Annotated in this window: 14 protein-coding genes; 10 read left to right on the top strand and 4 right to left on the bottom strand. The window is 41.9% G+C overall.

Annotated features, from left to right (window positions below; all coding sequences use genetic code 11):
* Positions 1-307 precede the first annotated feature (307 nt).
* Positions 308-1681 (bottom strand): argininosuccinate lyase, encoded by a 1374-nt coding sequence (argH, locus tag JMX63_RS07875; protein ID WP_201571919.1) that lies wholly within the window; start codon positions 1679-1681, stop codon positions 308-310.
* 239 nt (positions 1682-1920) lie between these two features.
* Here argH and JMX63_RS07870 point away from each other — a divergent pair, with 239 nt between their 5' ends.
* The 6 genes from JMX63_RS07870 to JMX63_RS07845 all read left to right on the top strand — a co-directional run bounded on the left by JMX63_RS07870 (position 1921) and on the right by JMX63_RS07845 (position 8018).
* Complete coding sequence (locus JMX63_RS07870) at positions 1921-2946, top strand: histidine kinase (RefSeq protein ID WP_227673289.1); 1026 nt, start codon at positions 1921-1923, stop codon at positions 2944-2946.
* A gap of 329 nt (positions 2947-3275) precedes the next feature.
* Entirely contained in the window at positions 3276-4013 is a 738-nt protein-coding gene (locus tag JMX63_RS07865; protein WP_102078269.1) for a LytR/AlgR family response regulator transcription factor, read from the top strand.
* Between the two features lie 228 nt (positions 4014-4241).
* Positions 4242-5276, top strand: coding sequence for a hydroxymethylbilane synthase (gene hemC, locus JMX63_RS07860; RefSeq protein ID WP_201571914.1), 1035 nt, complete (start codon positions 4242-4244; stop codon positions 5274-5276).
* A gap of 119 nt (positions 5277-5395) precedes the next feature.
* The gene (locus JMX63_RS07855; protein WP_227673288.1) at positions 5396-6388 is read left to right on the top strand and encodes a uroporphyrinogen-III synthase; all 993 of its coding nucleotides are present in this window, start codon (positions 5396-5398) and stop codon (positions 6386-6388) included.
* A gap of 60 nt (positions 6389-6448) precedes the next feature.
* Positions 6449-7474 (top strand): hypothetical protein, encoded by a 1026-nt coding sequence (locus JMX63_RS07850; RefSeq protein WP_201571912.1) that lies wholly within the window; start codon positions 6449-6451, stop codon positions 7472-7474.
* A gap of 52 nt (positions 7475-7526) precedes the next feature.
* Positions 7527-8018, top strand: coding sequence for an acyl-CoA thioesterase (locus JMX63_RS07845; protein ID WP_201571910.1), 492 nt, complete (start codon positions 7527-7529; stop codon positions 8016-8018).
* Positions 8019-8160: 142 nt separating this feature from the next.
* On the opposite strand, the gene ribBA is transcribed toward JMX63_RS07845, so the two are convergent.
* Positions 8161-9273 (bottom strand): bifunctional 3,4-dihydroxy-2-butanone-4-phosphate synthase/GTP cyclohydrolase II, encoded by a 1113-nt coding sequence (gene ribBA, locus JMX63_RS07840; protein WP_102092681.1) that lies wholly within the window; start codon positions 9271-9273, stop codon positions 8161-8163.
* 346 nt (positions 9274-9619) lie between these two features.
* Entirely contained in the window at positions 9620-10909 is a 1290-nt protein-coding gene (locus JMX63_RS07835) for a replication-associated recombination protein A (protein ID WP_201571908.1), read from the bottom strand.
* 435 nt (positions 10910-11344) lie between these two features.
* On the opposite strand from JMX63_RS07835, the gene JMX63_RS07830 reads away from it, so the two are divergent.
* Positions 11345-11875, top strand: coding sequence for a type IV secretion protein Rhs (locus JMX63_RS07830; RefSeq protein ID WP_201571906.1), 531 nt, complete (start codon positions 11345-11347; stop codon positions 11873-11875).
* 218 nt (positions 11876-12093) lie between these two features.
* On the top strand, positions 12094-13017 hold the full coding sequence (locus JMX63_RS07825; protein WP_201571904.1) for a hypothetical protein: 924 nt from the start codon (positions 12094-12096) through the stop codon (positions 13015-13017).
* 132 nt (positions 13018-13149) lie between these two features.
* On the opposite strand, the gene gltA is transcribed toward JMX63_RS07825, so the two are convergent.
* Entirely contained in the window at positions 13150-14430 is a 1281-nt protein-coding gene (gene gltA, locus JMX63_RS07820; RefSeq protein ID WP_057757851.1) for a citrate synthase, read from the bottom strand.
* A gap of 1017 nt (positions 14431-15447) precedes the next feature.
* Between gltA and sdhC the strand changes: the two genes are divergently transcribed.
* Together sdhC and sdhD are read left to right on the top strand one after the other, a co-directional pair.
* Positions 15448-15834 (top strand): succinate dehydrogenase, cytochrome b556 subunit, encoded by a 387-nt coding sequence (gene sdhC / locus JMX63_RS07815; RefSeq protein WP_082624524.1) that lies wholly within the window; start codon positions 15448-15450, stop codon positions 15832-15834.
* A 2-nt stretch (positions 15835-15836) separates the two neighbouring features.
* Positions 15837-16241: a succinate dehydrogenase, hydrophobic membrane anchor protein gene (gene sdhD / locus JMX63_RS07810; protein ID WP_057762261.1), complete on the top strand. Its 405-nt coding sequence runs from the start codon at positions 15837-15839 to the stop codon at positions 16239-16241.
* Positions 16242-16558 lie beyond the last annotated feature (317 nt).

Raw genomic sequence — 16558 nt, 5'->3', positions numbered from 1 at the left:
CTGATCTGAACCCTATTGAAAAGAAATGGGCGCAAGCAAAGTTTCTACGACAAGGGTGGATGGAGAATAATCTGCCTAAACTGTTTCAGGATATGGGCTGTTCCAGTTTTATTGTGGATTGACTATAGTTGATGTATAACAAATATTGTCTGCGTTTAATTTTTTTATTGAAATTTCCAAAGCTATTGATATTTTGAAAACGACACTGGCTAATCCAGTAGAGGTCATAGGACAAATAAAAACACCCGCATGGATAGCGGGTGTTAAGTTTAGATTGGCAAGTTGGCTATTGTTTGTAATTTACTGATTAGGCAAAGGCTTTTAAGCGAGCACGGCCATTGACCACCGCTTGCTTGACTTGGTTTGGCGCAGTGCCACCCAAATGGTCACGAGCTGCCAATGAGCCTTCTAGCGTTAGATAGTCAAAAACATCCTCACCGATGGCATCGCTAAATTGCTGTAGCTGTGCCAATGATAAATCACTTAGATCAACACCTTCTTTGATGCCTAAAGCAACAGCGTTACCAACCACTTCATGGGCATCACGGAATGCCACGCCTTGACGTACTAAGTAATCTGCCAAGTCAGTTGCAGTTGCATAGCCTTTCATCGTAGCAGCACGCATGGCATCGACGTTTGGTGTGATGTTTGGTAGCATATCAGCAAAGGCAAGCAGCGAACCTGTCAACGTATCAACGCAATCAAACAAAGGCTCTTTGTCTTCTTGATTGTCTTTATTGTAGGCGAGTGGCTGGCTCTTCATCAGGCTAAGCAAAGTCATCAACTGACCAAAGACACGTGCCGCTTTACCGCGTACCAACTCAGGTACGTCAGGATTTTTCTTTTGCGGCATAATCGATGAGCCCGTACAGAAGCGATCTGGTATCTGCACAAAATTAAATTGCGCCGACATCCAAAGAATAATCTCTTCGCTCATACGCGACATATGCATCATCAGGATAGATGCTGCTGAAGTAAACTCAATCGCGAAGTCACGGTCTGAAACAGCATCGAGTGAGTTTTGGCAAATACCTTCAAAACCTAGCAATTCAGCAGTAATGGTACGATCGATTGGGAAAGTTGTACCAGCAAGCGCTGCACTACCAAGTGGCATCTGGTTGATACGGCGGCGTGCATCGACAAGACGCTCAGTATCGCGATACAACATCTCAAACCATGCCATCACGTGATGCCCAAAGCTAACAGGCTGTGCTGTTTGCAAATGAGTAAAGCCTGGCATGATAGTATCAGTATGTTGCTCAGCCAAATCAAGTAAACCACTTTGCAAACGTACTAATAACTCAATAATATTATCAGTCTCTTCGCGCAACCATAGGCGAATGTCTGTGGCTACCTGATCGTTACGGCTACGACCAGTGTGTAGCTTTTTACCAACGGCGCCTATAATGTCAGTCAAACGTGACTCGACGTTCATATGCACGTCTTCAAGGGCGATCGACCAGTTAAACTCACCCGCCTCAATCTCGCGCAATACTTGCTGCAGGCCATCGATAATGGTGGCAACTTCATCAGCAGTTAAAATGTCACATTCTTTTAGCATCGTTGCATGCGCAATCGAGCCTTGAATATCGTGACGGGCGAAGCGTTGGTCGAAGCCTACAGAAGCAGTAAAGGCGGCAACGAAGCTATCTGTCGCTTCACTAAAGCGCCCGCCCCACATTTGTTGGCCTTGGCTACTAGCAGGCGCAGTCTGCGTTGTGGTACTTGTTATAGAAGCATCTGTGCTAAAATCAGAGTCAGATGAACTTTTACTTGATTCAGGATTACTAGGTTTTGAAGAATTGGCGTTCATATCGGTACAAGACAAGTCAAGAGAATAAGAACTCGAGTATAGCAAATGATGAGGTTGCCTTACTAGCTACACGCTTAGAGTTTTTTATTCCTAAACTCATGGAAATCATGAGGCCTTGGCAGTGGCTGACATATATCTTTTTTTGGTCACTGTTTTTGACGGTGATTGAGCGCCATGGTCTATCAGGCTGGTCTGATTTTATTATCAAGTTTTTTTCTCGCGTGATACAAAATGCACTGACAGTTATTCCCGCACTATATTTGGTCGATTATTTGCGTCCTGTCTTCAAAAACGCGAGCATTCCTAGTGTGAGTTTGCGTATTGTCATGCTCATGATGTTTTCTGCCACGGTCTCTATGGTGTTGGTGGTTTTGGTTATGATCAATCTAGGGTGGATGGAGTATAACCGTCAAGCTTTTGTCATTAATTTGCTTTTCAACACAGTGCTTACCGGTGGTTTTACTGCTGTGTTCTTATTATATTTTCTGCGCAGCTACCGTGAGCTTAATGCGCTAAAGCTGTCTTTTGAATATAAACTGACTGCACAAAACGACCTGATAAAAGCCCGTACGGCACCGCACTTCTTCTTTAATACTATCAACACACTCGTATCACTGATTGAATCAAACCCGCCAAAAGCCGCTGACTTATTACAGCACGTCTCTGCACTATTCCGCGCTAGTTTTAGTGGTACACGCGAGATTAGCTTTGAAGAAGAGGTTGATCTTTGTGAGCATTATTTGGCAATCGAATCTAGTCGTTTAGCAGACAAGCTCGAAGTCAATTGGACGTTACCTGAAGAAGATATCATGTATGACATGGTTATCACTGCACTAACGCTACAAAGCGTGCTAGAGAAAATACTGCTCAATGTGGTAGAGATGACGACAGAAACTATCTGCATTAATATCGAAGTCACGTGGGAACAACACCGAGTTAAAATCATGATTGATGTTGCGCTTCCCAAAAAAACACTAATCATCAATCATGACTTGCGCCAACATATGAATTTCTATATTCAAGCTGATCGTTTGCGCGCCCATTTTGGACAAAGTGCTGATATCCAAAGTTCGGTAGCCAGTACTCAAATTATCACCATCATCGACTATCCTCTACAAGACGTTGGTTTATAACCTACTGTTCTTTATTAGCTTTCTTCGTTTTTTCAACTCTTAAAAGCCTATGTGGCATATTTATTGCATTGCCATGTATAGGTATCACAATTTGTGTTTGATAAATAATGATTACGAATCAGTAATATCATAACTACCGTGAAACACAATTACACCATATAAAATCTACCGATAGCAGGAGTATATTGTCCGCTATAAAAACTGGTAGTTTTCGTCAAAATCTTATTAAATAATTTAGATTTTATATTCTAAGTGATTGATAATGAGTGCTAATATAGCCGTAATACTATTGAAAAAAATATTAAGTATGTCCTTGGATGGGAGTTTGCATGCGTATCGTAGTTTGTGATGATGAGCCGCTAGCGCGTGAGCGCTTGGTGAGAATTGTACAGGAGTCAGGCCATGAGGTAGTTGCTCAAGCCACAACAGGTGCAGAAGCCATCGTCGCTGTAAAAACCCAGCAGCCAGATATTATATTATTAGATATCCGAATGCCTGAAATGGACGGCGTGCGCTGTGCTCAAGAACTTGCCAAACTTGAGCATCCACCAGCGATTATATTTGTGACGGCATACGACCATTATGCGATCGCAGCATTAAAAGCCAATGCAATTGGCTATTTGCTGAAACCTGCAAACAAAGATGAGCTATTAGAGGCATTAAACAAAGCAAAGAACCTAAATGCTGCTCAACTAAACGAAATTCGCAAGCTTGAAGACCCGACAGCACGTCCGATACGTGAACATATCGCTGCTCGTACGCATCGCGGTGTTGAATTGATTAAGCTAAAAGATATCTACTATTTTGCAGCAGATCAAAAATACGTCAAAGTACGTCACAAAGATGGCATGGTATTGATTGATGAAACGCTAAAAGAATTAGAGCAAGAATTTGATGATCGTCTGTTCCGAGTACATCGCAATGCCATCATCAACCTTAGTTATTTGGACTTTTTAGAAACTCTAGATGCAGGCCAGTATCAGATACGTTTTAAAGGTATTGATGAGACGCTAGCGGTCAGTCGTCGTCACTTACCTGCCTTACGTGATAAAATCCAAAGCATGTGATAGGCTGTCCTGATAGCGACCAATCATTCCATATCATCAAACCCTTATTTATGCTTAAATAGGGGTATTTTTTTGCGTCAGCATCTACTATTAATCATTTGAGTCGCCTAAGCTTTGGCAAATTTGCCCTATCGAGTAATATCGATATTATTCAGTATAAAGATGAACAGTACTGACATTGGGAATATAGCCATTATAGTATTAGTATCGAACTTATTGAGGCCCTTTATGAGCAATCCGCAGCAACCTGTTTTGACTACTCTAAATATCGCCACACGTCAAAGTCCTCTAGCCTTATGGCAGGCTGAGCATATTCGTGATCGATTATTGGCGTTGTATCCTAATCTAACGATTAATTTACTAAAAATTGTCACTAAGGGTGACAAGATTTTGGACACACCTTTGGCCAAAATTGGTGGTAAAGGATTGTTTGTAAAAGAGCTTGAACAAGCACTGTATGATAAACAAGCCGATATTGCAGTGCACTCGCTAAAAGATGTACCCATGCAGCTTCCCGAAGGTCTCACACTAGGTGTCTACTGTAAACGCGCCTCACCAACAGATGCCTTTGTCTCAAACACTTATAATAGTATTGATGAGCTACCACAAGGTGCAGTCGTTGGGACATCGAGTTTACGTCGTCAATGCCAGATCAAAGCCTATCGTCCTGACCTGCAAATCAAAACCTTGCGCGGTAATGTTGGCACTCGTTTGGGCAAGCTAGATGCTGGTGAATACGATGCCATTATTCTGGCAACGAGCGGCTTGCAACGTATTGAGCTAAACGCGAGAATACGCGGTGAGCTTGATATTGCAGCTTGCTTGCCTGCAGTTGGGCAAGGTGCTTTAGCAATCGAATGCCGTGAAGGCGATGAAGAAGTACTAAGATTACTTGCACCACTCAATGATGACAAAGCTCGTATTCGGCTTATCGCTGAGCGTGCTCTGAACCGTCATCTAGAGGGCGGTTGCCAAGTACCGATTGCCGCTTATGCAGTTCTGCAGACAGCTGAAGAAACCAGTGTTAATAACGACAACAATGGTGATAATGGCAATAACGACAGCGGTAATGTGCTATGGCTACGCGGACGAGTGGGTCAGGCCGATGGTAGCGAATTGTTGAAGGCAGACAAACGAGCTACGTTGGTTGGGACACAAGCCGAGCAAGAAGCCCAAGCCAACCAACTAGGTATCGATGTTGCAGAAATGCTACTTGCCGATGGTGCAGGCGCTATTTTGTCAGCGATCTATCAGCCTGAGTAGTACAAGTACAGTCGCTATAGGTTTGATTAATCGTAAGATAGGCTGATCTAAGCATCAGCTATTTTTATATACTTAAGTCTTTTTCACTCGTTTTTCGTCATGGTATATCGATGTCATCAATGCCAACTCAATCTACATACATCATTTCTCATAAAAATTATGCTAATGAGAAGTCAAAAGTAATGCCGCAAATTGTCATCAATACTCGCCCAGTAGAGCGAGCAGCACCGTTGACGCAGCATTTGCAAGCGGCAGGATTGGTAGTGATTGAGATGCCAATGTTGACGCTACGACCACGACCAACAACTGATCTAGATATTGCATTAATGCATAAGTGGTTGGCGGGGGCGTACAAAGCACTTGTTGTCGTTAGCCCAACTGCAGCGGCTTCAGGGTTAGCCGTTTGGCAATCACTTGAACATGAAAAGCGTAAACACAAAACGAAAGACGATAATGACAAGTACGCACATAGTTTACTAGAAGGTTTATCATTACCTAGTCCTCTGGTTGCGGTTGGTGAAGCAACGGCGGCAGAGTTCAGTCAGGTGCGTATAAATACAACAGACTATCAAATACTTCAGCCTGAGACTGCCAATAACGAAGGCATGCTAGCAATGCCTGAAATTGATAACTTACAAGCAGGCGATAAATTGCTGATATGGCGCGGGCTTGGTGGACGACGATTATTGGTTGATACATTGCAGGCGCGCGGTGTACATATCGATAGTATTGCTTGGTACGAGCGTACAATGCCTATCGATGCAATGGCTGAATATCAGCAGTGGCAACAAGCATTTCTTACTCATAGTACTACGTCAGATATTGCCCTACCAAAGCAGCCAAAGCCAATTGTCGTCATCAGCAGTGCGGCGGCTTTTGAGCATTGGTCAAATATCGTAAATGATGGCCAATCAAAGATAATAAACAAAGAGCAAAATTCTGATGCAGTGACTGATACAACACAGCGTCTATCGCTTACTCTAAAAGATTTTTCTTACGTTGTATTAGGGGAGCGTCTTGCCAATATGGTTGCCGCACAGCAGTTGAGCTACTGGCGAGTAGAGGATTTATCGCCAGATACGATTCTCTCAGCTATTAATTCCAAAATATAATACCTAAAACTTCTCATTTGCTTTAAACATGTTTATCTATACCAATAACGGTACTGCCTTATGTCAATGAATTCTGAGTCCTTATCTAAGGATCCTTCTACTGTTCAGCAGCGCCGGCAAGCAAATATTTTGCTGCTACGGATGCAATGGCTGGTTATCTTATTACTGATCGCTGCATTATTGTGGCTATATATCAGTCAGCAGCGCTTTCAGCATAGTGTCAACGATCGTTTGCAGAGCAATGAGCAAGTAATCAGTCGATTAAACGAAATGGACGATCGTCTATTTGCTATGAGTCAGCAGACGCTGCCAGAACCTAGAGTGAAAGCGAGTAGCCAAGCGCAGAATCAGTTGGACCTGTTGCGTATCCAAATCAAAGCTGCTGATAGACTGTTGGCGGATAGTAATGACAGTGCCGCGATTGAGTTATTGCGAGGTCTACATTGGCAGTTATCGCAAAGCAGTAATGAAATTGCACCTGCGCTAACCATCGTTATAAAGCAAAGTTTGATTAAAGATATTGAGCGTCTCCAGGCGCAAAGCTCGCAGCCAAGCCCGTGGCAAATACAAAATCTTGCGATTCAAAATATTCAGGAATTTTTGCACAGTCATGAGCGTCTTGGCAGTTATGAAGGTACGGATTTACAGCGTCGAGAGCTGGTAGATGCAGCTACTGAAAATAAACAGCAGCTCAAAGCGAATGATATTTCAGCGGCTAGTGATACAAATTTAACGCGTCGTCAGCTCACTATCCATGAAGTCATCATGACGTTGAATTTAGCAAGCCAAGCCAGCAATATGCGTAAGCAAGATCAACTTGTCAGCTATTTGACGCAGGCACGTAAGCAGTTAAAAACGTTGGTACCTAAAGCTTCAACTAGCGACAATAAAAAGTCAGCACAAGCTGGTGCGATTGGCATTGTACAAGCAGATAAAAAACCAATCGATGGTCAAAGTAATCTTGAGACAATGAAAGCACCGAGTGACATACCAGAAGTAATTGTATGGCTAAATCAGTTGATTGCTCATGCACCCAAACCAACGCCATTATTGACGACAGAAATTTTAGACAAGCCGCAACGCTAACGAAAGCTAGTCACAATAGTTAATACAGAAAATATAAAATGTAAGGTAAGCAATGACCCATTCTAATGAAAAATCAGCATCTATGTTTGGTGTAGCAAACGATCATCGCCCTGAGTTACTAGCTCATTATCCTGTTATTCATCATCAGCCGATACAGTGGGGAGAGATGGATGCCTTCAATCATCTGAACAATGTGGTTTACTATCGTTACGCTGAGTCAGCACGCATTAGTTATTTGCATGCGCTAGGTATGTTTGATGGCAGTATGGTCACTGTTTTAGCCCAGTCTAGCTGCCAGTATTTACGCCCAGTTACTTATCCTGATACGTTATTATTAGGAGTTCGTTGTAAGCGTTTAGGCAATACAAGTATGGCGATGGAATATAGTTACTATAGTATCGTGCAAGAGATCATCGTTGCTACGGCAGAGGCTGTGGTAGTACGTCTGGATAGTGATGGAAAAGGTAAATTGCCATGGACAGCAGCAGAGCGTCAACAGCTGCTAGCACTGGAAGCCAAGTTTGGTCATACGCCTGAGTTTTAGGTCGGTTTCTATATGAGTCGATGATTCATTTCATCGAAGAAGCTATCTTTAATTAAAATCTAAAAACAAAAAAAGGCACGCTAACATAATGTTAGCGTGCCTTTTTTATCACTCATTCTGCAACTAAACTCTTAAACAGTTTTTAGTCTTGTTGCGGTGCATGAACAAAATCAACCACATTTAGATCAAAACCTGACAATGCAAAAAACTTCATTGGTGATGATAATAAGCGCATATCACGGACACCTAAATGACGTAATATCTGTGCACCAACACCGATACTACGATATGGCTGTTGCGTGATGGTTGATTGCGACTCGTTATCTGCGGCTTTATCCAACGCATCACCCAAATCAACTGGCTGATTGCTACCAATCCATACCAGCACACCGCGATCTGAAGCACTGATTTCTTCTAGTGCTGACTGTACGCTCCAGCCACTACGGCCAGTCATATCATTTTTAGCAGCAAATAAGTCGCGTAATGGGTGGAAACCGTGTACACGTACAGTGCTGATGCCTTCGCTAACATCACCTTTTACCAAGGCTAAATGTGTTTCTTCAGCGCCAAACTCACGGAAGCGATGTAGCGTAAAAGTACCGTGTTCAGTTTCAAACGGATGTGACTCAATCTCTTCTACCGTTTGCTCATTCGCGATACGATAATTGATAAGGTCAGCAATCGTGCCTATCTTGATGTCATGCTCTTTTGCAAATATTTCAAGGTCGTCACGGCGCGCCATCGTACCATCTGCATTGATAATCTCTACAATCACCGCTGCAGGCTCTAGACCTGCTAAACGTGCTAAATCACAACCCGCTTCTGTATGGCCTGCACGGTGAAGAACACCACCGTTTTGGGCCATAATTGGAAAAATATGTCCAGGCTGAACGATGTCTTCAGGCTTTGCTGATGAAGATACCGCTGCCTGAATAGTACGTGCACGATCACCAGCAGAAATACCCGTAGTGACGCCTTCAGCCGCTTCAATTGAAACAGTAAAGTTGGTGCTGAATTTAGCTTCGTTACGATCTGACATCAGTGGCAGTGCCAATTGCTGGCAACGTGCTTGTGATAAGGTCAAACAAACCAAGCCGCGCGCGTGAGTAATCATAAAGTTAATATCTTCAGGGCGCACATGCGTCGCTGCCATGATGATGTCACCTTCGTTTTCGCGGTCTTCATCATCCATCAAGATGACCATTTTTCCAGCACGAATGTCTTCGATAATCTCAGGGATTGCATTTAAACTCATAGTAAATCTCAATATTTTATTATTTATAAATAGGTGTCATTTAGAATATAGGGCTCTATCTGCTTATTGTAGCATTAGGTAATACAAAGCGCTGTTACGGTCAAGCAAAGCGCTACTACGGTCAAGTAAATCGCGCTATAAGCAATATAATTTGATATAAAAGTGACTTGCTTAATTGCTTGTATATATCATTATGAGGTTATTTTAACGCTTTTCAGCGTCATGTGCTGCGCCATCTTCCCACTATATCGTTCAGTATGTCAAAAATAGTCATAAATATTATCAATGACCATTAAAACTGACTCATAAATCTAGGCACCATCTTTTTTATTAATCTATATCACGGTTAATCATTGCTCGCAGCTTGGCCTTTTAGCCAGTCCATAAACTGCTTACTGTGCTGCTCACGCTGATTATCTGCAAACTCGTAGAAACTGGTACCAACCAAACTATCTGGTAAGTAGCTTTGAGGATAGTAATGGTTAGGATAATCGTGCGGGTAAGCATAATCTTGACCATAGCCTTGACTACGCATCAGTTTGGTCACGCCATTGCGCAAATGTAGCGGTACAGGCGAGGCATCTTTTTCAGCAAACGCCATTGCAGCATTGATCGCTTTATAAGTGCTATTGCTTTTGGCACTGGTCGCTAGATACACCACGACTTGACCTAAAATAATACGCGCTTCTGGCATACCTATGGATTGCACACTACGCAATGCTGCATCAGCTAGGAGTAAGGCATTAGGATTGGCATTACCAATATCTTCACTGGCCAAAATCACCAAGCGCCGCGCAATAAAATCAGCAGGCTCACCGCCTACGAGCATACGTGCCATCCAATACAATGCCGCATCCGGATCGGAGCCGCGGACTGACTTTATCATTGCTGAGACAATATCGTAATGCTGCTCGCCATCTTTGTCATATCTTACCAAAGCAGTTTGTGCCACTCGGCTGACCAATTCATCATCAATAATCACTGACGACTGTTTGGCATCAGCTGTTTGAATCGCTAACTCTAATAAATTTAGCGCTTTTCGAGCATCACCGTGGGCCAATTGACTAATGGTATATTTTGCTTGTAAATCGACGGTCAACTTTTTGAGTATATGGTCTTCCGAGAGTGCTCGTTGTAGCACGGCACTTATCTGCTCAGGTGTTAACGGCTCTAAACGATAAACTTGGCAACGTGATAGTAGAGCGTTGTTGACACTAAATGATGGGTTCTCCGTAGTGGCACCAATCAAAGTAATGTCACCAGACTCTACCGCACCCAAAAGTGCATCTTGCTGTGCTTTGTTAAAGCGATGAATCTCATCAATAAAGACTACAGGTGATTCAAATGCCAATGAATCTTTACTATCTAAGACTTCACGTAACTGTTTGACACCAGTATTTAACGCGGAGAGCGCATGAAAAGGTCGATTAACGGCATCAGCTAACAACATCGCAATGGTTGTTTTGCCAATACCTGCTTCACCGTGCAGGATAATAGATGGCAGGTGGCCTTGCTCTACCAAACGTCGCAGAGGTGCACCTGCTGCCAGTAAATGCTCTTGACCAATGATTTCGGTAAGAGAAATAGGGCGCATACGCTGAGCAAGTGGAGTATCGGCATGGAAGTTAGGTGGCATAATATTCTCTATCGAAAATGAAAAAGCTATCTACTAGCTGCAATGCTAGTAATGGCAAGGTCTTTATAGTTAGACCCAAATAACAGCATACTAGTCTAACTCCGCCATTCTCATTGGGTTTCGACACTCATATATGTTTGGCATGATTTTCGCAGCAATTTTATAATAGTAATGAGTATTAGACATCAGCAGTAGAAGTAAGCTAGTTTATAAGGTGGGTACTTGTTATAAGTCATACGGGCTAGGTTAACGCAAAAATATGTTAATGAAAGCTAACTAAGCGTATAGCTTGTGTCCGGAGTACTTTTGTTTTCATCATTCATCTATATTAACGGCCCTACTATTAACAGCTCTACCGTATCGATGGGAAAGTTGGCCAATCGCGACCATTAACTATTAGAAGTAGCTTATCGAATATAAGGTATTACATTGACGATGTCTGAACTGACTCTTAAACGCTTATTCAATCGCTACTTGCGTAGTGATACAGGCAAGCAGCAGTCACGTTATCTGACAGCTGGCGAGATAGCGTTGGCGCATTCAGTATTTGGTAATAGTATCAAACTCGACGAAGTGCAGTTAAAGACAGCATGGTGGGTACTAAAACATTATGCCGTTAGTCCTAATGGCAATATTTACTTTAATTCAGTCGATTGGATTACGGATTTTAGCGAAGCTCCATTGAGCAAACAAAGCTGGCTTATACATGAGCTAACGCACGTATGGCAGTTACAGCAAGGCTTAAAAGTGGTACGCGGAGCGATAATCAACCGAAAATACGACTACGTGTTAGAAACAGGCAAATCATTTTTTAAGTATGGTATTGAGCAGCAGGCACGCATTGTTCAAGACTATTTTGTACGTCGTCATCGTGGTCAGAACTGCCAAGAGTGGGAAGCTTGTATTCCATTTTTGACAGAGCAGCCTATTAAGGCAAAAAATACTGATAATCCATCAATCATCTAATTTTTAAAAGTAACAGTAAGCTTAACTATGATAAGCATAACCGAACTATAGAACAATTAAACTATATAGCAATTGAGATACAGGTCAGTCGGATAAATATTGGATAAGTAAGTTGAACGATTTAACAGTTAGTTGTGTTGCTAAAAATCAAAAAATAATGAACCGTAATTGTAATTTACCCTTTTATAATTTTGCTTTACCAAAGGATATGCACTCTCATGTTTAAATTTTTGTCAGTAAAGCCTAATGTTGATACCCGCTACCCACCGACTTTGCTTGTAGCCGCACTGTCAGGAGTATTGTTTTTGACAGGCTGTCAGCAGTCTGACACATCGCCTGTAGTTGATGACAGTCAAACCAGTGAAAAAACAAGCGTAGAAGACAGTCAGCCTATGCCAAAAAGCGACTCAGCTGCGGCGCGCATAGATCAATTTCAGCCTATATATGTCGCACAAGCACAGAGTTTACAGAGACGATTGCAAGCAGAATATGAGTCATTGCAAGCAGCAGATGCGTCAGACAGTGAGGAGCTCTTATTACTGAATACTAATAGTAGTGAAAATACAGATAGTAATAACGAAGTAGCGACCGATAATACCGCTCCTAACGCAAATACTACCGCTACCAGTCCTGAAGAAGTGGTGCCATCGGGTAGTTCAGAAGTTGACACGACAGATGTAGATGCAGAGGTTGACGTCAATACTAGCACTGAAGTTGGTGAGCGTGACTTAACGGTTTTAAAGCGTATCAGTCTTGAGCCGCGTAAACCTGTTATGTTGACCGAGGACCAAATCATAGAACGCTATCAGCAAACTATGGACGCTTTATATCAACCGGTGACAACACCGCTTAGTGCAGAGGATTCTGATACATTAATCAATATGGCGACCTTGGTTCCGCAGCTATTTGAGCATGCAGAGATTGCTGGCAGAGTGAGTGCAAAAAGTCCGGCACTTGCCCGTTTAATCATTCAGCATCAGGTATGGGAACAAATAGAAGCTCAACAAGTGGTTGATATGCAGCAAATGAAGCAGAAGCAGCAACAAGAGTTTGAAGCGCTAATGGCTAAGTTTAATGAAACTATTGAAGGATACGACGAGCAGATTGCCAAATATGAGCAAACGTTAAAAGAGTTTCAGTAACTGACTATATTTTTATGAATTGATTGAGTTAATCATTTCTCATAAAACAGTCAGTAACGAATAAAGAGAATTAAGACAATAAAAAATCCCGCACGATGGCGGGATTTTTTATTGGATAACGATTATTTTTGCTTACTTGCGATCTTCAACTTTTACAAAATCACGGCGCGTTTCACCAGTGTATAACTGACGTGGACGACCGATTTTGAACGGAGCGCTGTGCATTTCTAACCAATGGCTGATCCAACCTGAAGTACGAGCCAATGCAAAGATCACGGTAAACATTGACGTTGGGATACCAATGGCTTTCAAGATGATACCAGAGTAGAAATCAACGTTTGGATATAGGTTACGCTCGATGAAGAACGGATCTTCTAGCGCAATTTTCTCTAATGCCATTGCTAACTCAAGTTTAGGATCGTTGATACCTAGTGCTTCTAGTACTTCATCACATGTCTCTTTCATTACTTGAGCGCGTGGATCGAAGTTTTTGTAAACACGGTGACCAAAGCCCATTAGCTTCACTTCACGGCTCTTCACTTTTTCCATGAACTCAGGCACGTTCTCAACAGTACCGATTTCGTCTAGCATCTCAAGAACAGCTTCGTTCGCGCCGCCATGTGATGGTCCCCAAAGGGCTGCAATACCAGCAGCGATACATGCATAAGGGTTTGCACCAGTAGAACCAGCTAAACGTACCGTTGAGGTAGAGGCGTTTTGCTCATGGTCAGCGTGCAAGGTAAAGATTTTGTCCATTGCGCGAGTGATAACGTCGTTTTTCTCGTAGTCTACGTCAGCAGGCGTTGCAAACATCATGTATAAGAAGTTTTCTGCGTAGTTAAAGTCATTACGCGGATACATGAACGGTTCGCCTTGTGAGTATTTATAACTCATCGCAGCAAGCGTAGGCATCTTAGCAATCAAACGAATCGCTGTGATTTCGCGATGTTCTTCATTGCTTACGTCTAGGTCTTCATGATAGAACGCTGATAAGGCACCAACGACACCAACCATGATAGCCATTGGATGCGCGTCACGGCGGAAGCCTTCAAAGAACTTACGCAATTGATCATGAACAGGAGTATGCTCGCGGATTTTTTCAAAAAATTCTGCTTTTTGCTCAGCAGTAGGTAGGTCACCATGTAAAAGTGCATAAGCAACTTCTAGGTATTCAGCATTGTTCGCTAGCTCGTCGATAGGGTAGCCGCGGTGTAATAACTCGCCTTTGCCACCATCAATATAAGTAATCTTTGATTCAACAGGAGCAGTTACTTTAAAACCAGGGTCATAAGACCAAAATCCTGATTCTTGTAAAGCAGCAATATCGATAACTGGGCGCCCTAAAGTACCTTTAATAATAGGAAGTTCGTATTCTTCACCATTCACGGTTAGTTTGGCATTAGTATCAGCCATAAATTGCTCTCCATTGGTTTGACTTGTTAGAATAAATTACTACAGACGCATACCCTCGCGTCATTGTCGGTTGAACGGTAAAAGTGCATTCAACTCATTTAGTACGCAGGGTATATTAGCAGCAATTCTTGATGATTTGAAAAAACTTTTATGGACCATGTGTCCAATTGGCGCGGTGTGGCGGTAGTTATTCGCTGTAATTTTTGTATCAAAATATGTCTGTCAGGTTATTTTGCTTAAAATTCCTCTGTTTTTGAGCAAGTTTATAGCAGCATTATCGAGCCAATATTTTGGGTTTCTAAATATATTTTAGAGACAAAACTCATAAATAATGACACCAAAAACTGGCAGACTATGCCTAGTAAGCGGATTAAAGTTTGTCATAATAATCACTGTTAAAACCAGTATTATCCTTATCCATTCATTTATTGATTAAATATGTATATATTCTTACTGAATGGATAAATTTGTAATTATTGCTCAGGCATTTTATAATTGTAGGAATTAACTGGCATTAGCTTTGCGCGAATTAATAAATGACCATGTTATAGTGTCGTTCAGAGCGTCTTCTATTCATGCTTGTTTACGATTGTCTGATGTTACGATAGACCAAACCGCCTTCTATGGTTTGAACTTTCTTCTTAACCAATCTTTTTTATTTGTTTAGCACAAGATTTTGAGTGCCTAATATAAGGTTTGCTCTGATATAGAAGACATAGTAACGTTGTCTTACTATTCATACGACCTCTAAAATAGACTGGTTAGTCGATGTTACTCATGTTTATTTTCTTTGTTGTATAATAGATAGGTTGTTTGATAGGCCTGTCGATTCGACAAGCGACATTGAACAGTCTATCAATACCTTTATATACATGATCCTTTCTTCATATTTAGCGCAAACTAAACGAAGTCAGCTAGCTCTTCCTTACTTTATTCGTCTCGTGTGTTGCTCAATGCTCAATTGGCACTATTTATGTCAGGCGTTGATAGCAGATACAGGAGTATAACCGCAAAAGGATGCCCGCTGTGAAAAGCAACCGACCTATTGATCTGCCTTTAAGCCAAGTGATTAGCGTTAATCGCTCACCGATCGCGATCGCCTCTATCTTGCATCGTATCTCTGGCATTATTTTATTTTTATTGATTCCTGTCATGTTATGGATACTACAGAACTCATTGGCATCGCCTGAGAGTTTTGCGACCGTATTTGACAACGTACTTGTGCGCTTTTTGGCATGGATATTTGTTGCCGCCATTGCATATCATTTTGTAATGGGTATCAAACATTTATTTGCTGATATGGGCATGAACGAAGAGCTAAAATCTGGCCGCACTGCCTCTATGGTCAGTTTTGTGATTGCAGCGATTTTAGTTGTCGCGTCATTTGTATGGGTGATGTTCTAATGATAAAAAATGATTCAGGAATCAAAAGTGCTACTGGTCTGACAGGTTCAGGCTCACGTGATTGGATTATTCAGCGTATTAGTGCTGTTGTTTTAGCCGTTTATAGTGTGGTATTGCTGGGCTTCTTTTTGACCCATGGTGATGTCACTTTCGTTGAATGGTCATCATTTATGACCAGCCTACCGATGCGTCTATTCAGCTTGGTTGCAGTACTTGCACTAGCTGGTCATGCTTGGGTTGGGATGTGGACAGTATTTACTGACTATATTACAACAGGCAAACTGGGCTCAAGCGCAGCAGGTTTACGTTTAGTACTACAGTCATTGATGATTATCGCTATTTTAGTATTTCTATTTTGGGGCATCATGATTTTTTGGGGTAACGGTTTCGGTATCGCTGCCGTTTAACCATCTCATAAAAAGCTCTGATATCTATATATAACGACGGATGCATCCAACTAATACATTAGTTGGCAAAGTATTTTAGAGTCATCCGTTGATAGCCAAGAATAGTCATAGCATTGGACTAGCATTACTGATCAGCTAATCTGATTATAGTTGAGTAGGCTTAGTTCAGTATAACGATAGATATGCAAATTAAGTGGTTAACGACTATTAAGACTCTTTATTTTATAAGCGTAGAAATGGCCAAATAGTAAGCCTTTATAGCTGTAATAGAGATGTCTTAAACAGTCTTTGATTTACTTTTACGCATTAACAGGCAT

Source organism: Psychrobacter nivimaris (assembly GCF_904846365.1).
GTDB classification, from domain to species: Bacteria; Pseudomonadota; Gammaproteobacteria; order Pseudomonadales; family Moraxellaceae; genus Psychrobacter; species Psychrobacter nivimaris_B.
The sequence above is the reverse complement of the archived record's forward strand: the minus strand, read 5'-3'. Positions and strand labels throughout refer to the sequence as shown.